17 protein-coding genes are annotated in these 14,562 nt (G+C 69.0%); 12 read left to right on the forward strand and 5 right to left on the reverse strand.

The window, feature by feature from the left end; all coding sequences use genetic code 11:
* Positions 1 to 534 precede the first annotated feature (534 nt).
* From TsocGM_RS13700 to TsocGM_RS26515, 3 genes are all read left to right on the forward strand, one after another.
* Entirely contained in the window at positions 535 to 714 is a 180-nt protein-coding gene (locus tag TsocGM_RS13700) for a hypothetical protein (protein WP_126726038.1), read from the forward strand.
* Positions 715 to 896: 182 nt separating this feature from the next.
* Positions 897 to 1,952, forward strand: coding sequence for a DUF1559 domain-containing protein (locus TsocGM_RS13705; protein ID WP_126726039.1), 1,056 nt, complete (start codon positions 897 to 899; stop codon positions 1,950 to 1,952).
* Positions 1,953 to 2,584: 632 nt separating this feature from the next.
* Positions 2,585 to 3,283, forward strand: a complete 699-nt coding sequence (locus TsocGM_RS26515; RefSeq protein ID WP_199756785.1) for a DUF433 domain-containing protein — start codon at positions 2,585 to 2,587, stop codon at positions 3,281 to 3,283.
* 93 nt (positions 3,284 to 3,376) lie between these two features.
* Here TsocGM_RS26515 and TsocGM_RS13715 read toward each other — a convergent pair whose 3' ends face one another.
* Both TsocGM_RS13715 and TsocGM_RS13720 read right to left on the reverse strand, forming a co-directional pair.
* Entirely contained in the window at positions 3,377 to 4,471 is a 1,095-nt protein-coding gene (locus tag TsocGM_RS13715; RefSeq protein WP_126726040.1) for an Mrp/NBP35 family ATP-binding protein, read from the reverse strand.
* Between the two features lie 86 nt (positions 4,472 to 4,557).
* On the reverse strand, positions 4,558 to 5,010 hold the full coding sequence (locus tag TsocGM_RS13720; protein ID WP_126726041.1) for a hypothetical protein: 453 nt from the start codon (positions 5,008 to 5,010) through the stop codon (positions 4,558 to 4,560).
* Positions 5,011 to 5,218: 208 nt separating this feature from the next.
* On the opposite strand from TsocGM_RS13720, the gene TsocGM_RS13725 reads away from it, so the two are divergent.
* From TsocGM_RS13725 to TsocGM_RS13750, 6 genes are all read left to right on the forward strand, one after another.
* A complete protein-coding gene (locus TsocGM_RS13725; RefSeq protein ID WP_126726042.1) occupies positions 5,219 to 6,235 on the forward strand; it encodes a DnaJ C-terminal domain-containing protein in 1,017 nt (338 codons plus the stop codon).
* 73 nt (positions 6,236 to 6,308) lie between these two features.
* Entirely contained in the window at positions 6,309 to 6,626 is a 318-nt protein-coding gene (locus tag TsocGM_RS13730; RefSeq protein ID WP_158633548.1) for a MerR family transcriptional regulator, read from the forward strand.
* The gene (locus TsocGM_RS13735; protein WP_126726044.1) at positions 6,623 to 6,868 is read left to right on the forward strand and encodes a hypothetical protein; all 246 of its coding nucleotides are present in this window, start codon (positions 6,623 to 6,625) and stop codon (positions 6,866 to 6,868) included. The genes TsocGM_RS13730 and TsocGM_RS13735 overlap by 4 nt, the downstream gene beginning before the upstream one ends.
* Entirely contained in the window at positions 6,865 to 7,275 is a 411-nt protein-coding gene (gene rnpA, locus TsocGM_RS13740) for a ribonuclease P protein component (protein ID WP_126726045.1), read from the forward strand. Before TsocGM_RS13735 ends, rnpA begins: the two co-directional genes overlap by 4 nt.
* A complete protein-coding gene (gene yidD, locus TsocGM_RS13745; RefSeq protein ID WP_126726046.1) occupies positions 7,272 to 7,514 on the forward strand; it encodes a membrane protein insertion efficiency factor YidD in 243 nt (80 codons plus the stop codon). Before rnpA ends, yidD begins: the two co-directional genes overlap by 4 nt.
* 433 nt (positions 7,515 to 7,947) lie before the next feature.
* A complete protein-coding gene (locus tag TsocGM_RS13750; RefSeq protein WP_126726090.1) occupies positions 7,948 to 8,664 on the forward strand; it encodes a 3-keto-disaccharide hydrolase in 717 nt (238 codons plus the stop codon).
* Positions 8,665 to 8,966: 302 nt separating this feature from the next.
* On the opposite strand, the gene TsocGM_RS13755 is transcribed toward TsocGM_RS13750, so the two are convergent.
* Both TsocGM_RS13755 and TsocGM_RS13760 read right to left on the reverse strand, forming a co-directional pair.
* Positions 8,967 to 10,850, reverse strand: coding sequence for a M61 family metallopeptidase (locus TsocGM_RS13755; RefSeq protein ID WP_158633549.1), 1,884 nt, complete (start codon positions 10,848 to 10,850; stop codon positions 8,967 to 8,969).
* 128 nt (positions 10,851 to 10,978) lie between these two features.
* Positions 10,979 to 11,482 carry a ribosome-recycling factor gene (locus TsocGM_RS13760; RefSeq protein ID WP_126726048.1) on the reverse strand — a complete coding sequence of 168 codons (504 nt, stop codon included), beginning with the start codon at positions 11,480 to 11,482 and terminating at the stop codon, positions 10,979 to 10,981.
* Positions 11,483 to 11,680: 198 nt separating this feature from the next.
* Here TsocGM_RS13760 and TsocGM_RS13765 point away from each other — a divergent pair, with 198 nt between their 5' ends.
* Entirely contained in the window at positions 11,681 to 12,079 is a 399-nt protein-coding gene (locus TsocGM_RS13765) for a GatB/YqeY domain-containing protein (protein WP_126726049.1), read from the forward strand.
* 286 nt (positions 12,080 to 12,365) lie between these two features.
* On the opposite strand, the gene TsocGM_RS13775 is transcribed toward TsocGM_RS13765, so the two are convergent.
* Entirely contained in the window at positions 12,366 to 12,743 is a 378-nt protein-coding gene (locus TsocGM_RS13775) for an STAS domain-containing protein (RefSeq protein WP_158633550.1), read from the reverse strand.
* Between the two features lie 31 nt (positions 12,744 to 12,774).
* Between TsocGM_RS13775 and TsocGM_RS13780 the strand changes: the two genes are divergently transcribed.
* Together TsocGM_RS13780 and TsocGM_RS13785 are read left to right on the forward strand one after the other, a co-directional pair.
* Complete coding sequence (locus tag TsocGM_RS13780; RefSeq protein WP_158633551.1) at positions 12,775 to 13,119, forward strand: AGE family epimerase/isomerase; 345 nt, start codon at positions 12,775 to 12,777, stop codon at positions 13,117 to 13,119.
* Between the two features lie 408 nt (positions 13,120 to 13,527).
* Positions 13,528 to 14,382 (forward strand): HAD-IIA family hydrolase, encoded by an 855-nt coding sequence (locus tag TsocGM_RS13785; protein ID WP_126726052.1) that lies wholly within the window; start codon positions 13,528 to 13,530, stop codon positions 14,380 to 14,382.
* Positions 14,383 to 14,562: the final 180 nt, after the last annotated feature.

Below are 14,562 nucleotides of genomic sequence, written 5' to 3' on the forward strand. Positions count from 1 at the left end.
CGTCCGCCCAGAATCTTAGCGAAATCGCCCCCCGCTCGGATACGGCAACGGCCGACCGAGGGATCGCTCCTCCCGGTCCCCTTCGGTCGGGGAAGTCGGCTGAGCGGATCGATCGCCGCGTCGACCGGCCCCGCTCCCCTTCGCTAGGGGCCTCCATCCGGCCGGGTTCATTCATTGGATCGACCTTTTTGAGCGGAAGACGCTTGACACACCATTCCCAATCAGGGATTTTCTCCCAAAGACTCGATGGCTCCGTCCCCGATCTGACTTTCCTCTCCATGAATCGGGAGTCTCGAGTCTCGGCGGGTTCGATGAGCACGCGCGGGCGGACGACCCTCGACAGGCCTGGCGATTGTTCGACCGCGATCCGACCTTCAGTCTGGATCGAGTTCAGCCGGTACGTCTTCCCGAATTCTTCGGACCCGATCCCGCTGCGCCTTGCATCCCGAACTCGGGAAGCCCGTTCCGCCATTCACCTCGGTATCGATTCCCAGTTCTAGGACTTCAGCCGCGTTCCTCGACGAAGGAAGCACCATGGAAACCTGGCGTCACCCGCGGTCGACCCTCGGCATCGCCCTGCTGTCGCTGTCCCTCTGGACCGTGGCCGGCTGCGGCGGTCGGGAGTCGGGGCCCGCGCCGGAGCCCTATACCCCGGAGAACACCGAATCCGGCGGCGGTGCGGCCGCGCCGGAGCCCCCTCCGGGAGAGATGTGAACCGCCCACTCCGGGGCTCCTCGGCCCTCGGCCGAGCTCCGGACGATCGATCGAGCCGGCCGGCATCTCGCCGACCGGCGGCCTGCCGCGCCGCATTCCCGCTCCCGTCCGTAGGGCCTCGGCCGTCAGTCGGAGCGGTGGCATCAATTCTTTCCGATCATCGGCACCCGAGGAGCATCCCCATGCCTCAGAAGAAACGCAGCGGGTTCACCCTGATCGAGCTGCTGGTGGTCATCGCGATCATCGGCGTGCTGATCGCCCTGCTGTTGCCGGCCGTGCAGTCGGCCCGAGAGGCCGCCCGACGCGCCCAGTGCACCAACAACCTGAAGCAACTGGGCCTGGCCATCCACAATTATGAGAGTACCTACGGCAGCTTCATCCCCAGCGTGATGTACCCCTCCGCCAAGGACAGTTGGGGATGGGGACCGTCGATGCAGCTGAGCGTCCTGCAATATTTCGAGCAGGGCAACATGTGGAACGCCTACAACGTCGGCGCCGTCCATCCCAATGCCGCCGGCAGCGATCTCTACGCCACCAACGCCACGGTCTTCAACACCCAGGTCTCTTCCTTCCTCTGCCCCTCCGACGCTCCGATCCGCCAGACCTCCCTCTGCAGCTACTTCGGCAATGTCGGCGGCCCCTTCGCCTTGGGTGGCTATACCGGCACGCTGATCCCCAGCCAAGGGACCTGGCCGGTCCCCTCGTCGATGCGCACCACCCCCGGCGCTGTGAAGATCTCCGACATCCGGGACGGCACCAGCAACACCGCCCTCTGGAGCGAGCGGCTCACCGGCCACCCCAACGCCGGTTCCATCGTGCCAGGCTCGGGAGAGGACGCCAAGCGTGTCTTCTTCCGCACCGAAGTCAACAACGTCAACCAAGGCCTCGACGTGGCCCAGTCGCTGGTGCAGGCCTGCCGAAGCCTCCCGCCGACCCAGACGGCCGTCAGCGGCATCCGAGGCGCCTTCTGGTTCCGCGCCTACCCGGCGTACATCAACTACGCCGTTTACAACCATTACATGCCGCCCAACGGCCTGAGCTGCGGCAACCGCTACATGAACAGCTGGGGCCACGACGTGCTGGGCGCCGCGGCACCGAGCAGCAACCACCCGGGCGGCGTGAACGTGTGCATGGCCGATGGCTCGGTCAAGTTCATCAAGGACACGGTGAACCTGCAGACCTGGTGGGCCCTCGGTACCCGTCGCGGCGGAGAGGTCATCAGCGCCGACCAGTACTGATCCGGCTCGGTCGGGACCATGCGATCCCTTCCGACCGCCCAATCGAGCTGGACTCGACTCCCCGCTCCGGTCCCGAGGCCGGCGCGGGGAGTTTTTGATTCGGGATCGAGCGACCAGACAAGTCATGCCGGCCCGGGACGGGGTCCAAGTCGGCTCCCCCGGCGGCCCAACTCCGGGAGGCTCCCCTCGACGAGCCCCCCGCGGGCGAACGCCGATCCAATGGCGCCAAACCGATCAACCAGCCCACCGCAGACTCCCCCTCGAGCCCCGATCCGGAGCGCTCCGCGATCCCTCCAGGGCCTACGGGCCTCAGTTGCGCAGGACGACGAAATCCGGACAAGATTCTATCCCGTTTCACTTCCAGAACTTACACCACAAGAACGCCTAAAATTGCGACAAATTGCCCTCCTTTTGTGACCGGCATTGCCAAAAAAATCGATCATCTCGACGTCAGGCACGCAGACAGCGATCGAAGGTGATCGCCCCGAGGCGAACGGTCGAAGACAGACCTCGCGATGGAGCCCCCGCTTATGTCCCCGATCTCGAACGATTCGATCCGCAGCCGCATCCCCTTCCTGGCGACCATCTCGGACGAAACGCAGCCTCTTGGATTGACGTCGACGAGGATCTTCATGGACACGACTCTGGCGAACTTCAACACGAACACGAACGCGATCGCGAACCCGGCCCCGACCGAGACGGAACGGGTCGGCGCCCCGCTGGGGGTGCTCGGCGGCTCGGCCGGGGAGTTTCTGGGCACGCTGGACGGGCTGAGGGCCGAGCTGGCTCCGGTCGGGCTGGTGGAGGGCCTGCTGGCCGACCGGGTGGTGCTGGCCGCCTGCCGCCTGCGGGCGATCCTGGGGGAGGAGGGGCTCGACCCCGAGGCGATGGGCGATCGGATCGCGCAGGCCGAGCAGTCGATGGACCGCGCGATCGCGGCCCTGAACGCCTCGAAGGCTTCGAGGAGGACGGGATGGGGCCGGGCAGCGAGCGTCGATTCCCGGCTGGGAGACGTCGACGAGTTGCCCCCGCTGCCCGGCGGCCCCGAAGCGATGCCGGCGGCCGAGCCGGCCCCAGAGCCTGACTCCGGCCGGGCCGAGGCCAATCCCGACGACGGCTACTGGCGTGACCGGCTCGCCTTCGACGATCAGGTTTCCGACGAGTCCCCGGTGGTCCGAGGGACCTGGGTGACGGCCGGCCAGATCGTCTCGCTGCTGGTTGACGGCTGGAGCTGGGACGATGTTCTCCGCCACTATCCCGAGCTGACCGAGCGAGACATCCGGGCCTGCCTCGCTTACACGGCGGAGACGGACGGGCCGATCGCGCTCTGAGCCGCTTCCCTTCATCACCGACCGCCCCCGATCGGGCCGGCTCGATTCGCGGGCCGGCCCGATCGCGTTCCGGGGCCGATCGATCTCCCCGGACTAGCCGAGGATCTCCAGTTTCGGCATCCGGGGCGTCTTGAGGTTGCGGATGCTGATCTGCTGGGCCAGGGCCTCGACGACGCTGAGCAGGTCGGGGCGGGAGGGGGAGCCCTCGTCAAGCACCTCGTGGAGCTTGCCCACGTCGCCGAGCTCCCGGATGTTGAGCACGAGCGGGACCTCACCGAGGAAGGGGACCTCCAGTTCCTCGGCCCGTCGCCGGACTCCGCCGTGGCCGAAGGGATACATTCGCTCACCGCCGGGGATGTCGAGGAAGCTCATGTTCTCGACCATGCCCAGCAGCGGCACCTTGAGTTGCCGGAACATGGAGACCGCCCGGGTGGCGTCGAGCAGGGCGACCTCCTGAGGGGTGCAGACGACCACGGCTCCGGTCAGCGGGAGGCTCTGCGAGAGGGTCAGCGGCACGTCTCCGGTGCCGGGGGGCAGGTCGATGACGAGGTAGTCCAGCTCTCCCCAATCGACCTGGTGCAGGAACTGGTTGACGATGCCGTGGAGCATTGGCCCTCGCATGATGACGGCCTGCTCGGGCTTCACGAGGAAGCCGATCGACATGAGCTTCAGGCCGTTGGCCTCGATCGGCTGGATCCGCTCCCCCTTGGCCATCGGCCGGCCCGAGGCGCCGACCAAGTGCGGCACCGAAGGGCCGTAGACGTCGGCGTCCATCAGGCCGACCCGGGAGCCGTACTGCCGAAGACCGAAGGCGAGGGCCGCGGCCAGGGTCGACTTGCCGACCCCCCCCTTGCCGGAGCCGACGGCGATCACGTTGCGGACGCCGGGGATGTCCCCCTTCTCGAGGACCCCCTTGCCTCGGACGTCGGAGGCCATGGTGATCCGAAGCTCGCGATCGGTGCCGAGGTGTCGGGTGAGGGCCTCTCGGACGTCGGCCTCGATTTTCCCCTTGAGCGGGCAGGCGGGGGTGGTCAGGTTGACGGTCAGCTCCAGGGTGCGGTCGCCGATCCGGATGTCCTTGATCATGCCCAGGTCGACGAGATCGCGCCGGAGATCCGGGTCCTGGACCCCCTTCAACGCGGAGAGCACCTCCTGCTCAGTCAGGCCGGAGGGATGGGCAGCGGGCATCGGGGATTCCTCTCGGGCATCGGGCCGCGGCGAGTTCGATCGGGGGGGGAGAAGGACGAGGGTCGGTTGGGGGTGGACCAGTTGGATCAGGTCGCCAGCAGGGTCATCGGGTCGGCCGGGTCGGGTTCGGCCTCGGGCAAGGCGGCTCGGCCGACCCGGGAGAGGCGCTGGCGGGCCAGGGCCAGCCAGCGGTCGACCAGGGCGGCCACCCTCGGCGGCGGTGCGAAGCCGGGCCAGAAGGCCGAGGCCCCGAACTCCCGAGCGGGCTGGCGGAGCTCAGGCCGATCTCCCGGATCGAGGGCCAGCACCAGGGACGACGGCGAGGAGACGGACAGGCGGACGAGCCGCTCGAGCACCTCGGCAGGCCGGTCCCCCAGGTCGAGGATGACGATCGGCACGGGGGAGGAAGAGGCCGCCAGCAGCAGGTCGGCCGTGCCCCGGGTCTCCCGCCACCGGGCGGGCCGATCGTGGAGCCGGGCCCGGAGCTGGCCGGCCCAGTACCCCCGGCGTTCGTGGATGACGACGAGCGGGCGGTCCATGAGGCGGGCGTTCCCCAGTCTCGAGCCGATCCCCGATCCGACCTGCATTCTAAGCGATCAGACCGCCGGCGGCGAGGGTCGTGCCTGCCGGCCCCGGGCCGTCGTCCTTGAATCGGAGCGACGGGGGAGCCTATCATGGTTTGGTCCGCCGCGACGCGGGTTGTCCTCCCCCTGCCTCCCGGATCGAGCCCTCCGGGCCACCAACGCGATGCCGGAACGCGACTTCTACGAAGTACTGGGCGTCGAGCGGGGAGCCTCCGCCGAGGAGATCAAGCGCGCCTACCGCGCCCTCGCCCGAAAGCACCACCCCGATCTCAACCCCGACGACAAGAAGGCCGCCGAGCGGCGCTTCAAGGAGGTCCAGGAGGCCTACGACATCCTCAGCGACCCCGAGAAGCGGAAGCTCTACGACCTCTACGGGCACGCCGCGTTCCACGGCGCCGCCGCGGCCGGCCCCCGGACCAGCGGAGCGGAGTGGTCGGCCCGGCAGGCTCCAGGGTTCGAGACCATCGACTTCTCACAGTTCTTCGGCCCCGGCGCCGCTGGCGGCATGGGAGGGGCGGCCGGCCCGACCGAGGGATTCGACCTCGGCGGCGGCATCTTCGAGGAGATCCTCGGCCGCGTCCGGGGAGGACGCCGGGGCCATCGGGCTGGCGGAGCCCACCGCGGGGGCGTCGGCGCCGGCAGCGACGTCGAGTCGTCGCTGCGCATTCCCTTCCTGACGGCCGTCACCGGCGGCGAGCAGTCGATCGTCGTGGCCCGGCCCGACGGGACCTCCGAAACCCTGACCGTGAAAATTCCTCCCGGCATCACCGAGGGGGCGAAGATCCGACTCAAAGGGAAGGGGAACCCCGGCCCGCTGGGGGGACCGCCCGGGGCCCTGGTGATCACCGTCCACGTCGATCCGCACCCTTATTTCCGCCGGGAGGGGAAGGATCTCCTGGTCGACCTGCCGATCACCCTCAGCGAGGCGGTGCTCGGCGCCCGGGTCGACTGCCCGACCCTCGCCGGCCTGAAGACGCTGACGATCCCCCCGGGCAGTTCCTCCGGCCAGAAACTCCGGCTGAAAGGGCAAGGGGTGCCCGGCCGGGGGGACCAGCCCGCGGGCGACCTGTACGCGGTACTCAAGGTGGTGGTCCCCAAGGCGGTCGACGATGAGAGCCGGAGGCTCATCGAGGAGTTCGCCCGGCGGAACCCCTCCGACCCGCGCCGAGGGCTCTGGTGAGGTGAGGCCCGCCCGGATCGGATCGACCACCTCCCCCTTGCCGGGCCTCCCCATCCAGCCGGGACACCGAGCGATGAATCCGACGATCCTCCCGAGAGATCAGGTGGCACAACGCCTGGCCGTCTCTTCCCGGATGCTCCGGGCCTACGAGCGCCGAGGGCTCGTGCGCCCGGTCCGGGAGGGGGAGCTCGAAGGGTATCCGCCGTCGGAGATCCGACGGCTCTGGACCGTAGTTACCCTCCACCGGGACGCCGGCATCAACCTGGCGGGGATCGAGGCGATCCTCCGGCTCCGGGAGCAGATGGACTCCCTCTGTCGTCGGCTGCACGCGCTGGCCGAGGCGATCGACGCCGAGCTGGCTGCCGATCCGCCGCCGGACGAGGACCAATGAGCGGACACCCCGGCCCCGATCGCGGGGCGATCGCCAGGAACCCGGACGCCCGCCGTCGGGTCGGAACGGCGTATGCCGAGCTGCTGGCGGTGATCCTGGCGTCGGTGCTGGGAATCGGCGGCTTGCTCCTCTGGCACCTCTCCCGGAGAGGCCGGCTGATCCGGGATCGGCTCGGCAACCCCCGCCCCGTCCGATGGCCGGAGCAGGACGACGACCGGGATCGGACCGAGGGACCGCAATGAACCGGGCGACCTTCCGCCCCCACGAGCGCATCAACCGCCCGGAGGACTTCCGCCGTGCCTTCGACCGTCGGCGGTCAGCCTCCGACGACGCGCTGATCGTCTACGGCACCGAGAACGGCAAGGACCATCCCCGGCTGGGCATCTCCGTCGGCCGCAAGCGGATCCGCAAGGCCACCGACCGCAACCGGGTCAAGCGTCTGATCCGTGAGGCCTTCCGCCTGAACAAGACCGAGCTGCCGGCCGGGGTGGACCTGGTCGTCGTCCCCCGGCACGGCTCCCTGACCTTCGTCCAGGTCAGCCGATCGCTTCCCCATCTGGCCCGGGCCGTCGCCGGCCGCCTCGCCCGGGATCGGGGACGCCCTCCTCGAGACCGAGACCGCGATCGACCCGCCGGGGCGACGCCATGACGATCCGCCCCTGGCGATGGCCCGGCCGAATCGCGGTGGAGGGGATCTGCCTGCTGATCCGGGGCTATCAGCTGGCGATCGCCCCCTTGCTGGGAAATGTGTGCCGGTTTGAGCCCAGCTGCAGCCGGTACATGGTCGGCGCCTTGCGCAAGTACGGCCTGTTCCGAGGGCTCTGGAAGGGGACCGGCCGACTGCTCCGCTGCCACCCGTGGCACCCCGGGGGCTACGATCCTCCCTGAGCCGGGCGAGAGATCGAGTCGCTGGCCGAAGGCCCGTCGGGCTCCGCTCGGCCGCGGGAGCCTCGGTCATCCGTCGTCCCGGAGGATCCGGCCGTTCTCGGAGGGGAGGCTTCCGGAGGGAAGGGCGGCCATTGCCCCGATCGGCTCTGGTCGAGGACCTCGGAAGGCGATCGGCAAGGAAGAGCGTTCCGTCGAGCAGGCGATCGAGCGGCCCCGGAAGGCTCGGCGGGCCGGCGGACGGTTGCGAAGGCCGCGACGACCGGGCACACTCGACCGGCGATCGGCTCCCGGTCGGATCGGCGATCCGTCTCCCCGGGGTGCCGAGAACCCTCCCCGACGACGATCGGCCAACCGGCCCCGGAGGCTTCCGAGGGGCGGAACACCGCCGATTCCCTCCGAACGCGACGCATCGAGGAGCACAGCGATGACTCGGATGACCTGCATCGGGATCGCCGGCCTGCTGGCGATCTCCCCGGCCTTCGCCTGGGCCGACGAGCCGGCCGAGGCCCCGAAGGCCATCATCGACGGCACCGAACCGGGCTGGCGAGCCCTAGGGGCCGACGACTTCGAGAACGTGAACACCGACCCCGACACCTGGACCTTCGAGGGGGACCTGATCCGGTGCACCGGCCAGCCGGTCGGCGTGACCCGCACGAAGCAGCCCGTCACGAACTTCGAGCTGGTCGTCCGTTGGCGGCACCTGAAGCCGGCCGGCAACTCGGGTATCTTCGTCTGGTCTCCCGCCGAGGCCCTTGAGGGGATCGAGCGCGGCCGGCTGCCCCGGGGAGGCATCGAGGTCCAGGTACTCGATAATGCCTTCACGCAACACTATGAGCAGCACTCCGGCAAGAAGGGAGACTGGTTCACCACCCACGGCGACGTTTTTCCCGTGGGCACCTCGACCATGTCCCCCTTCGAGCCGACCTCCCCCGACGGCTCCCGCAGCTTCCCGACCGAGAACCGCTGCCTCGACACCGGAGAGTGGAACCACTATTACATCCGAGCCATCAACGGCGAGATCCGCCTCTGGGTCAACGGCAAGGAGGTCTCTGGCGGCCAGGCGTGCAACCCGTCGAGCGGGTACCTCTGCCTGGAGTCGGAGGGATCGCCAATCGAGTTCCAGGGGCTGAGGATCCGGGAGCTGCCGTAAGGAGAACGGATCGGCCGACGGTTGATGCCTGAGGACCGGGCGAAGCGGGGACGACCGGAGGCTCCGCGTTCCCAGCGCGATTCCCCGGAGCCGGGGCTCCCGGCCTTCGTCATCCGCTCATCAACCCTCGCACTTCTGATTGGGATCCGTCCCCGCCGATGCTCGGACCGCAGGACTCGGATCGAGGAGCAGTCGGATCTCTCAGGGAGCCGGGCGCCGAGTCGATCCCCGGTCGAGAACCAGGAGCGACTCGGCGCCAGCCGGTTACCGATCCGATCGTCGACCTTGCTCGACGTTCGGGATCACTCCCCGAGCCATCTCGAGCGCCGGGCGACCTGCTCCGGGGTCGCGTCGGGGTTGAGCTCCAACCGCCAGCGGTCGGGAGGGGCCTGGCCGAGGGTGGCGTCGAGGCGCATCAACTGCTCTCGGCGGGCGATGAGAACGGAAACCGTCTCGCCGGGGCGATAGAGGCCGACGCGGCGAGCGAAGCCGTCGGGGGGAACGCGAAGCGCTCCGATGGCGAGAATCTCGTCGCCGACATTGAAGCCGGCCTCGAAGCCGGGGGTGCCGCGCTTGACGCCGGAGACGACCAGCCGGCCCCCCTCGGATCGGGTGTCGAGGCCGAGCCAGCCCTTGGCGGGGTGATCGTCCGCTGAGGGACCGTCTTCCGCGTCGTCCGGCTCGGAGAAGCGAAGGCCGAACCAGTCGAGGGCGGGACCGTAGTCGAGCTCTTCGGTCGATTGCAGCGCCCGCTCGAACCAGGGATCGAGGTCGATGCCGGCCACCTCGGCGACGACGGCTCGGAACTGATCGGGGGTGAAGCCTCGTGCTCCGGAGTGGCGCTCGAAGGCCAGCCGCATGACATCGTCGAGCGACTTCGAGTCTCCCGAGGCGCGTCGGATCTCGGCGTCGAGCAGGAAGGCGACCACGGCCCCCTTGGTGTAGTAGCTGATGCTGGTGTTCGCCGAGTTCTCGTCTCGGCGGTAGAGCTTGATCCAGGCGTCGAACGAGGAGGTTTCCAGCGGCTGGACGAGCCGGCCGGGGGTCTCCTGAAGGCGCTCAATGTCGCTCTTGGCGCGGTCGTCGCCCGAGCCGGGCCGGGGGGGATCACCGGCGAGGAACTCCTCGACGGAGCAGAGACCGGCCCGGCGGACGAAGAGGCGGTCGTAGTAGCTGGTGATCCCCTCGGCGACCCAGAGGCTGCGGGTATGGACCTCGTTCTCGTAGTCGAACGGCCCGAGCTCGACCGGACGAAGACGCTTGACGTTCCACGTGTGAAAATACTCGTGACTGACGAGAAAGAGCCAGGAGAGGTAGGTCGGCCGGGACCGGGTGGCCCACTTGCTCGTCATCAGCACGGTCGAGTTGCGGTGCTCCAGGCCGCCGCCGGCCTCGGTGAGCAGGTTGAAGAAGACGTAGCGATCGTAGGGCAGCGATCCCCAGAAGTCGCGCTGGGCGCGAACGATCGCCTCGGCATCGCGGGCGGACTTCGGGCCGTCCCAGACGCCCGCCTCCCCCTCGTTGACGAGCAGGTGGGGGATGCCGTCAACCTGGAATTCGTAGACGCTCGGGTTCCCGGCGTAGAGGGGAGAGTCGACCAGGACGTCGTAGTTCTCGGCGACGTAGCGGTTGGGGGAGCCGCCGGGGGCGTCGGGCAGGCCGGTGATCGACCGCGTCCAGGTCGAGGGCAGCTCGACGGCGACCTCGTGAGGCCGGGGGGGCGAGTCGGCCGGGGAGAGAAAGGTGGGGGCGCCGTTGATCAGGGCGAAGGAGGAGTCGACCCAGTTGGTCTGCACCCCCATCTCCCGGCAGTAAACGCGATAGGAGACGATCACCCGATCGAGCCCCTCCGAGGCGATCCGCCAGCGGTTCTTGCGGACCTTCTCGACCCGAAGCGGTTCGTCTCCCGGCGACTTCGCGAGCAGTCCCTCCACGTGTCGGGAGAACTCCCGGATGAGGTACGAGCCGGGGGTCCAGGTGGCCATGAACAGCTCGACGGCGTCCTTGCCGTCGGTCGGGATCTCGGCTTCGACCTCGACGTAGTGCGTCTCGGGGTTCGGAAAGCGGAGGGTGTAGCGGACCGGGGTCACGTCGACGGCCTCGGCAATTGGGTTCGGCATAGTCAGCGCGGCGAAGAGAGAAAGCGGCAGAATGGTCACGGCGTCGGGATCCTCGGGTCGACTCATCGCTCGGGGAGGGTCCGGGGGAGATCCGGGGGGAGAGGAGCCCCGGACCATGATCGCCTCCGCCGATCTCCCGGGCAATCCGCCCTCGGATCGAGCCCGGGATCGAGGCCGAGGGCTGGGCCCCGCGATCAGGCTCCGACCTCGGCGACCTTCGCGGCCACGAGCCGATCGATCTCGGCCACGGCGGCATCGGTCGCCTCCTGCACGGCGCGTTCGGACCCGCGTCCCCGGGCGGCGATCTGCTTGCGGGCGTCCTGCCGAATCATGCGGACGGCGACCTTGGCCTCCTCGCCGAGCTTGCGGACGTGGCGGGCGACCTCCCGCTTCTGCTCTCCGCTGATCGGAGGGACGCTGACGGCGATGGCGCTCGGATCCAGGGCGTAGGCGGAGAGCTTCGCCTCGGCCAGGGCCCGGACGATCGCCGGCACATCGGCCGGGTCGAACGGTCGGACGACCAGCCGATCCCCTCGGCCCGACACCGAGGCGATCCTGCCCACCGGCACCGAGTTCCCCCTCACCGACGCCCGGACGCTGGAGACGAGCCCCGCGTCGACGGTCCCCGTCCGGATGCCGGCCAGCTGCTCGGCCAGCAGGCGGACGGCCGTGTTCATCCGGGGCTTCCAGTCGCTCATGGGGCTGCCGGGGGGCTCGGTCGGTTACACTGGGATTCCATCACGATCACGGCCCCGTCCATCCTACCGGCTGGCGAGAGGGAACGGGACCAATCGGAGGGGCGGTGAACCCGACCCGGACTCGGCCGTGTCCGAGATCAGGGTCGGAATCGCTCTCGGAATCGAACTCAGTCGATCCTCTCGGAGGAACGAATCATCATGGCCATCGTCCAGCGGATGCGAGACCAGTTGAAGGACGCGATGAAGGCCCGGGACACCGTCCGCACCAACTTCCTGCGCTACTGGATCGCCCAGCTCACGACCGGATCGGGCGAGGAGGTGCCCGACGACCAGGCGATCAAGAAGATGCGAGGCATCTTGAAGGAAGCCCGGGGAGGCCAGACCGCCTTCAGTCCCGAGGAGATCACACTGATCGAGGAGTGGGTTCCCGCCACCCTCTCGCGGGAGCAGATCGCCCGGGAGCTCGCCTCCGTCTCGGACCAGATCAAGGCCGCTCCCAAGGACGGCCCGGCGATGGGACTGGCCATGAAGACGCTCGCCGGCAAGGACGTCGAATCCGAGGACGTGAAGGCGGTCGTGGCCGAGTTGCGGGCCTGATCGTCGAGGCGGTCGGCAAGCGGCACAGGGGACACAGACACCGTTTGGACTCGGAAGGAGCGGCCGAGGGGGAGGCCGGGAATATCAGCGATGGCGATGTGCCGGACCTCGGGGAATTCGACCAGCAGCCGGAGAAGAACCGAGGCGAGGGCTTGACAGTGGCCGCACCAGTCGGGGCCCAAATTCGAGGAGGACGGGGCCGGGCATCGCGTCGATCTCGGCCCTCGAGGGCGCTTCGCTCCGTCCTTCAGTGTCCATGAGACGCTCAGGAGTCAGGGTGTTCCGGTCAAGCCTGGTCGTCGCACCCGGAGGGCTCCTCCCCGAGAGGGCGGAGGAACTGGACGGCCTCGGCGACGGTGCGGAAGAGGTCGACGTGGGCGTCCATTTGCATCTCCTCGAAGACCTGCATCGTCGAGCGCCCGACCCGGGCGAAGGCGACCTCGCCTCCTCGGCGTCGGATCTGGCGGACGAGGGTCATCAGCAGTCCGAGGGCCGTCGGGCCGGGGGAACCAACGCCGCTGAGTTCGATCACGAAGCGGCGTCGGCCCTGGTCGAGCAGGGCGTCGAGGTCTCGGGCGGCGTCGAAGTGGCGGGCGTCGCTGAGCACTCCGGCGACGTTCCCCACGATGGTGACCGCCCCTTCGTCGCGATAATCGATCGGCATCGTCCGTTTCCCGGGAACATTGAACCAGGGTGTGTTCGCGAGCAAAATCAGCGCCCAGGCAGACGTCTTCGGTCCCGTGCACGACGCCATCAAGGTCTGGTGGACCCAGGCCGAGGGGCTCAACCCCTTATCTCTGATGCACCGCCGGTTCGGTCGGGAAACCGACCGTGATGGCGAGGCCTTCCGCCACCAGTGGTCGTTCATCGAGTCTCACCTGATCGACTCCGAGTCCGGCGGCTGGTTCTCCCCGACGGACCGCGAGGGGAACCTCGAAGGGGATGGGCGGAAGGCCTCGCAGTGGAAGGCGAATTACCACACCGCCCGGGGGATGATGAACGTCGTCCGCATGCTCCGGGAGGAGGGTGCGTCCGACTGAGGCCTCCCGGCTTCGCATTGCTTCGGGGTTCCCCGAGTCTCCGGGGGTTCCGGTCCCCCGGGCTCGATCTCGGCAAGGGCGGTCGCTCCTCCGGGTGCCACCGGACCCCGAGAACGAACCCGATGCCCGCGCCGGGCCTCGCCGTGCCTAATCGACGAGCAGCGGCCCGCCCGGATGCGCGGCGGCCGGGAAGGAGTGGTCTGGCCCGAAGTGCCGTCTTCGGCGTGAGTTCAGCCGGATCGAGCCGGGAGGAGCACCGGAGGGGGGGACGCCGGTATGCCCTTCGCTATCCCTGAGGTCTGGGCCGCGAGCGACGGGCCGGGGCCGCCCTCTCCAGGTGCGTGACCGCCCCACTTGGCCGCCGCTCACGGCAAGGTCGAGATCGAAGTCGAGGAGACACATCTCCTGATGCTCGGATATCTGATCGACATGGACGGGGTGATCTACCGGGGAGGGCAGCTCATCCCCGGGGCCGATCGCTTCATCACCGAACTCCGGAAGGCCGATGTCCCCTTTCGCTTCCTGACCAACAACAGTCAACGAACCCGGCGAGACGTGGCGACCCGGCTGCAACGCCTGGGAATCGATGTGGATGAACGGCACATTTACACCTGTGCCATGGCGACCGCCCGCTTCCTCGCCCAGCAGCGTCCCCGGGGGACGGCCTTCGTCATCGGGGAAGGGGGGCTGCTAAACGCCCTGCACGAGAACGGCTACGCGATCGTGGACCGGGACCCGGACTACGTCATCGTGGGAGAAGGGCGCACGATCAGCTTCGAGATGGTCGAGGCCGCCCTGGGCATGATCCTGGGGGGGGCGAAGCTGATCGCCACGAACCTTGACCCGAACTGCCCGACCGAGAGCGGCCTGAGGCCCGGGTGCGGGGCGACGGTCGCCATGCTGGAGGCAGCCAGCGGCACCCGAGCCTTCAGCGTCGGGAAGCCGAGCCCGGTGATGTTGCGGGGCGCCCGGAAGGAACTGGGGCTGACGACCGATCAGACCGTCGTGATCGGCGACACGATGGAGACGGACATCCTGGGAGGGGTCCAGCTCGGCTTCAAGACGATCCTGGTCCTCAGCGGCGGGACCCGCCGGGAGGACGTGGGCCGTTACGCCTACCGGCCGGACAAGGTTGTCGAGTCCATCGCCGACCTCTCCCATCTCGAACTCGCTCGGGAATTCCTGGGGAAGGCCCCGCCGGCCCCCGTTCGAGGAGGCAATCGCCCTCGGAGGGCCTCCGCCCTGTCGGCGACCCCGGCGTGAGGAGACTCCTGGCGCCGGGGGCTCCGCGTTGATTCCCGCCCGATGCTCCCGGAGCCCGGCGCCCCCCTTCGGGGACGCCGGGCTCCGTGCGTTTGAGGTCGGAGGGCCGGGAACGGAGGTCGAACGGCTCGGCCGGAAGCGTTCGGCTCCCGATCCCTCGCCGGGTCCGAGCGTCTCCGG

Source organism: Tautonia sociabilis, assembly GCF_003977685.1.
GTDB classification, from domain to species: Bacteria; Planctomycetota; Planctomycetia; order Isosphaerales; family Isosphaeraceae; genus Tautonia; species Tautonia sociabilis.